Genomic DNA, 5,700 nt, shown 5'->3' with positions numbered 1-5,700 from the left:
TAGCCGGCTGTGGATTGCTGGCAACCGTCGGTATATGAGTCTCGCAGCCCTAATTTCGCCCGGAATGGACCTGCTAGACGAGACCATCGTTCCGGAGCACGCCCACGATATCAAGGCCGAAGCGCGGGCGTTCGCCGAGGAACACATCGAACCGAACGCCGCGGAGTATTACGAGTCCGGCGAGTACCCCTGGGACGTGCTGGAGGCGGGAATGGACGCGAACCTCGTGGCGCAGGACATCTCGGAGGAGTACGGTGGTCGCGGCTTCGACCTCCACCAGTTGCTCGCGATGACCGAGGAACTGTATCGGGCCGACGCTGGCATCGCCCTGACGATGCAGTTGGCGAGTTTCGGCTCGAAGATCACCGAGGAGTACGGCACCGAAGACCAGAAGGAGACGTACCTCCGGCCGGTCGCCGAAAACGACCAGCTTTCAGGACTGGCGGTCTCCGAACCGGAGACGGGGTCGGACCTCGCGGGCATGGAGACGACCGCGGAGAAAGACGGCGACGAGTACGTGCTGAACGGCGAGAAGTACTGGGTCGGCAACGGCGTCGAGGCCGACTGGGTGACGATGTACGTGAAGACGGGCGAGGACCCCGACGACCCGTACGGTAACTACTCGCTGCTTATCGTCCCGACCGATACCGACGGCTACGACGCCGAACACATCCCCGAGAAGATGGGCTTTCGCGCCTCGAAGCAGGCCCACATCGAACTGAACGGGGCGCGGGTTCCCGAGGAGAACCTCGTCGGCACCGAGGGTGCCGGCTTCTACATGCTCGCGGAGTTCTTCAACTACGGCCGGGTCGTCGTCGGTGGCCACGGTCTCGGCCTCGCGGCGGCGGCCATCGAGGAGGCCTCCGAGTTCGCCCACGGGCGGAAGGCCTTCGACCGGACTATCACCGAGTTCCAGTCGGTCCAGCACATCCTCGCGGACATGATGACGGAGTTCCAGGCCGCCCGCGCGCTCAACTGGCAGGCCGCAGACCACGTCGCCGAAAACGATAACGCCGGGTTCTGGGCGGCGATGGCGAAGGTGAAATCCACCGAAACCGCCAACGACTGTGCCGAACGCGGCATGCAACTCCACGGCGGCCGGTCGGTCCTCACCGAGAACCGCATCTCCCGGATCTATCGGGACGTTCGGGTGCCGGTCATCTACGAGGGGGCCAACGAGATCCAGCGGAACCTCATCTACGGACAGGCCGGATGGTAAAACGACCGCCGCTTGCGGCCTGATGGTTCGAAATCAGCGTGCCGCGCGGGCAACCGATACCGATAGCAGGAGCGCAACGCCGGCGGTCGCGGCGACCCCGGCGAAGGCGGCGTGGACGCCGGCGATGTCGATGGCGTAACCGAACGCGGGCGGGGCGACGGCGCCGCCCGCCGAGATGCCGATGGTCATCAACGCGAAATTCTTGCCGACGTCGCGACGCTCGGAGGCGAGGTCGGTGAGCGTCGCGCGGGCGGGCCGCGAGAGGTCGATCGTCGCCGCGAGCAGGAGCGCGACGCCGACGGCGGCGACGAGGGCCAATAGGTTCGTCGAGAGGGCGCCGGCGAAGACGACCAGCGAGCCGTAGCCGACGAAGAGCAGGGGCGTGGGACCGATGCGGTCGGCGAGGTAGCCGCCGCCCAGTAGGACGACGGCGCCGACGACGAGCATCGCGCTGGCGACGAGGCTTGCGGTACCGGCCTCGAGGCCGTAGCCCGAATCCAGCAGGGTCGCGGTGTAGGCTCGAATCCCCCAGACGGCCGCGCTGTTGACGAACCAGAGCGCGGTAAGCAGGAGTATCAGCGGCGCGCCGGCGATGGTGCGGAAGTAGGCGGCCGCTCGGTCGACGAGCAGGCGGAATCGGTCGCCCGCCGTGTCGACGGCCCGGAGGGCGTCGACGAGGCTTTCCTCCGCGTCGCGTGCTTCGGCGCCGGCCCGGGTGATGCTGTCGGGCAGGCGCCGGACGGCGACGACGGCGACGACGGTGTAGACCGCCCCGAAGGCGGCGATGGCACCGAAGGCGGCCTGCCAGCCGAAGCCGAGGGCGACGGCGGCGGGCACGACGGCGAACGGCAGCGCGAGGCCGAGCGCGCCGGCGAAGCCGTGAGCGCTGTAGGCCCGCGAGCGGTAAGCGTCGGGCGCGGCCGCGGAGATGAGGGGGTAGTGTGCGGGGTGGTGGCCGGCGATGCCCAGTCCCATGACGACGGCGGCGGCGAGGAGCAACTCGTAGGAGGTCGCGAGGGCGGCCAGCCCACAGCCGACCGTTCCGACCGCGAGCGACCCAACGAGGACGGCCCCGTGGCTGTAGCTGTCGGAGACGTATCCCAGGGGCAGTTGGCCGAGAGTGACGACGGCGTTGACGAGGCCGACGGCGAGGCCGAGTTGCCCGATCGTGACCGAGAAATCGGCGCTCAGAAGGGTGAATGCGGGGGCGAAAAGCAGGAGATAGGCGTGGTTGACGACGTGGGAGCCGGAGACGAGACCGACCACGAGCGGCGCGTTACGCGACACGGTGAGAGTTGGTCACCGGGCCGTCAAGCCGCTTGCGGTCTACGAGCTATCGGCTTCGGTGAAAACGACGAGAGAAGACGGGTATCAGTCCGCGTGGACGGGGGTTCGCTCGGTCTCGGCCGTCGGCGAGGGGGCGCCGGTACCGAGACGGTCGACGGCACGGCGAAGACGGTCGGGCGAGACGCCGGCCCGACGGGCCGCGGTGTCCAGATTCAGTGTGCCGCCCTGATACAGTGTCATCGCCGTCCGGAGCGCGTGCTGTTTCATGCCTGTAGGTGGACTCCAGGGGATTATAATAGTATCGAGAGATAATATGCCAAGGGATGACCTTATATGCCGAAGAACATTAACGTTCGTGATAATAGGTTGCTCCTCGTGGCGCGCGGCAGGAACTGACGGTGCCTCGCAACGCTTTAGTCCGCGCTACTGTCCTATTCCGTATGGACCACGCCGACGAACTCCTCGAGTTGCTGTCGGAGAACGCCCGCTACTCGACGGCCGACCTCGCCCGCCTGACGGGTCTTTCGGCCGAGACGGTCGAAGAGGAGATTGCGGAACTGGAAGCCGAAGGAGTCATCCAGGGCTACACCGCCATCGTCGACTGGGACGCCGTCGGCGACGACCGCGTCCAGGCCCACGTCGAGTGTAACGTCACCCTCGACCGGGAGACGACCTACCGGGACGTGGCCAAACGGCTCGCCGGCTTCCCCGAAGTGCAAGGACTTCGGCTCGTCTCGGGCGATTACGACTTCGCGCTCGAAGTCGAGGGCGATTCGATGCGGGAGGTCTCCCGCTTCATCAGCGACAAGGTCGCGCCCCTCCCCGAGATAACCCAGACGGTCACCCACTACATCATGGAGACGTACAAGCAGGGCGGCTATCGCTTCGACGACGGCGGCGACGACGATCGCCTGTCGGTTACGCCATGACGTTCGAGCCCTCCGACCGCGTGGCCGAGGTCCCACCTTCCGGCATCCGCCGCTTCTTCGAGTTGGCCGAGGAGATGGACGACGTCATCTCGCTGGGCGTCGGCGAGCCCGACTTCTCGGCGCCGTGGGCCGCCCGCGAGGCCGCCATCACCTCGCTGGAACGCGGCCAGACCTCCTACACCGCCAACCGGGGCATGCGCGAACTCCGCGAGGAGATCGCCGAGGACGCCCGCCGCTGGAACCTCGACTACGACCCGGACGAAGAGATCCTCGTCACCGCGGGCGCCAGCGAAGCCCTCGACGTCGCCTTCCGCGCCTTGGTCAACCCGGGCGATACCGTCGCCGTCGCCCAGCCCTGCTACGTCTCCTACTCGCCGGGCGTCACCTTCGCCGGCGGCGAGGTACTGGACGTGCCGACCCGCGTCGAAGACGAGTTCAAACTCACGCCCGAGGTGCTCTCCGAAGCGGGCGCCGAGGAGGCGGACCTGCTGGTCTACTGTTATCCGAACAACCCGACGGGCGCGACGATGAACCGCGAGGAACTCGCCGAAGTCGCGCAGTTCTGTCGCGAGCACGATGTCGACGTCCTCTCCGACGAGATCTACGCTGACCTCACCTACGAGGGCGACCACGTCTCCATCGCCGAATTCGACGGGATGCGCGAACGAACCGTCGTCTTCAACGGCTTCTCGAAGGCCTACGCGATGACCGGCCTCCGACTCGGCTACGCGATGGGCCCCAGCGAGGTCATCACCGCGATGAACCGTATCCACCAGTACACGATGCTGTCGGCGCCGACCACCGCCCAGTACGCAGCCATCGAGGCCCTCCAGACCTGTCGCGAGGAGGTCGTCGAGATGCGCGACCAGTACGACCGTCGCCGGAACTTCGTCCTCTCGCGGTTCGAGGAGATGGGCATCGACTGCTTCGAGGCGACCGGCGCCTTCTACGTCTTCCCGGAATGTCCCGGCGAGGACGCCGAGCAGTTCGCCGAGGACTTACTGGAGGCCGAGCAGGTGGCGATGGTGCCCGGAACCGCCTTCGGGGTCGGCGCCGACGGTCACCTGCGGGCGTCGTACGCGACCGGTCTCTCGGAGTTGAAGGAAGCGATGAACCGTCTCGAACGGTTCATCTCCTGACGATACGCCGGGGTAGGCCCTCCCTACCGGCGTTTTGTATCGCTGACCGGATACGCAAATTTTGTATCGCTGACCGTACGCCAAACCGTATGCCGGCACATACACCGCGCGTACCGCGCGAATCACGTCTCGATAGGGCCGCAAACCTTTTTCGCGGACGTGTCCAATCGCGTGACAATGGCTATCGATGATGCGGACGGCGAGGGTGCTGGTGTTGGGGGACCAGCGCCCGACGCCGACGCAGACGGAGACATGGACGTAGACGCCGACACCGAGGCGGAAGAAGTGCCTCCGGCAGTGGTCGGCGAATACGACTGGGAGGATTTCAAGGCGGAATACTACTACGACGAGGAGGGTAACCCACCCGAAGACGAGGAGTTCGACCCCGAGGATTATCTCGGCTTCGACCCCGACGACCTCGATACCATCATCGGTGGCTCCGGTCTCGGCGCCACCCAACTGACCGAAGCCGCGAACGAGCGGACCGTTCGTGTCAACCCGGAACTCGACGAGGACGCCTTCTTCACCGACGCCGACGGCGCGACGACCGTCGTCAACCGCTACGACCTCGAGAAGTCGGTTCCACAGGAGAAGAAGAGCCACTTCCGAGAGGTCGAACGCTACTGGGTGAACAAACCCTACGCCTTCGTCATCATCTTCCACTCCGAGAAGGAAAACGAGAAGAAATACTACCTCATCGAGCCGCATCTCACTCCCATCGAATCGGACCTCCGGGAGTTCATCTCCGGAAAGCTCAAAACCGCGATCAAGTATTCGAGCGACGAAGTCGTCATCCAGGGCGGCGACGACGCTCGCGCCGGCGTCATCGAACGCGAGACCCACAACCTGCTGGAACGCTACGACCTCTACGAGAAGGGGGCCCGGCCGGACGGTGACGGACTCGTCGACAGCGTCAAGGAACTCGTCGGGCTCGCCGACGAGAGGGAAGCGGAAGAACACGTCGGACTACAGGGCGTCGAAGCCCGGCCGGAGCCCGCGCTGCTGGAGGAAGACTCCGAGACGCTCTCGGAGTACCAGATCGAGAAACTGCTCTACCTGCTGAAGCGGGATTTCATCGGCTTCGAGCGCATCGACGGCATCAAACACGACATCAACATCGAGGACA

At 65.7% G+C, this 5,700-nt stretch carries 5 protein-coding genes and 1 pseudogene; 4 read left to right on the top strand and 2 right to left on the bottom strand.

Going from position 1 to position 5,700, the window contains the following annotated elements; translation table 11 throughout:
• Positions 1-64: 64 nt before the first annotated feature.
• The gene (locus V5A53_RS12490) at positions 65-1,219 is read left to right on the top strand and encodes an acyl-CoA dehydrogenase family protein (RefSeq protein WP_332313947.1); all 1,155 of its coding nucleotides are present in this window, start codon (positions 65-67) and stop codon (positions 1,217-1,219) included.
• 33 nt (positions 1,220-1,252) lie between these two features.
• On the opposite strand, the gene V5A53_RS12485 is transcribed toward V5A53_RS12490, so the two are convergent.
• Positions 1,253-2,506: an MFS transporter gene (locus tag V5A53_RS12485; protein ID WP_332313946.1), complete on the bottom strand. Its 1,254-nt coding sequence runs from the start codon at positions 2,504-2,506 to the stop codon at positions 1,253-1,255.
• Positions 2,507-2,590: 84 nt separating this feature from the next.
• On the bottom strand, positions 2,591-2,773 hold the full coding sequence (locus V5A53_RS12480; protein WP_332313945.1) for a hypothetical protein: 183 nt from the start codon (positions 2,771-2,773) through the stop codon (positions 2,591-2,593).
• Between the two features lie 173 nt (positions 2,774-2,946).
• On the opposite strand from V5A53_RS12480, the gene V5A53_RS12475 reads away from it, so the two are divergent.
• The 3 genes and pseudogenes from V5A53_RS12475 to V5A53_RS12465 all read left to right on the top strand — a co-directional run.
• On the top strand, positions 2,947-3,435 hold the full coding sequence (locus tag V5A53_RS12475; RefSeq protein WP_332313944.1) for an Lrp/AsnC family transcriptional regulator: 489 nt from the start codon (positions 2,947-2,949) through the stop codon (positions 3,433-3,435).
• Positions 3,432-4,574: a pyridoxal phosphate-dependent aminotransferase gene (locus V5A53_RS12470; RefSeq protein WP_332313943.1), complete on the top strand. Its 1,143-nt coding sequence runs from the start codon at positions 3,432-3,434 to the stop codon at positions 4,572-4,574. The genes V5A53_RS12475 and V5A53_RS12470 overlap by 4 nt, the downstream gene beginning before the upstream one ends.
• 177 nt (positions 4,575-4,751) lie before the next feature.
• Positions 4,752-5,700: pseudogene (locus V5A53_RS12465) on the top strand (secretion system protein); the annotation flags it as partial.

The organism is Natronomonas sp., from assembly GCF_036625485.1.
In the GTDB taxonomy this organism is placed as follows: Archaea; Halobacteriota; Halobacteria; order Halobacteriales; family Haloarculaceae; genus Natronomonas.
This window is presented reverse-complemented; position numbering and strand designations above follow the sequence as displayed.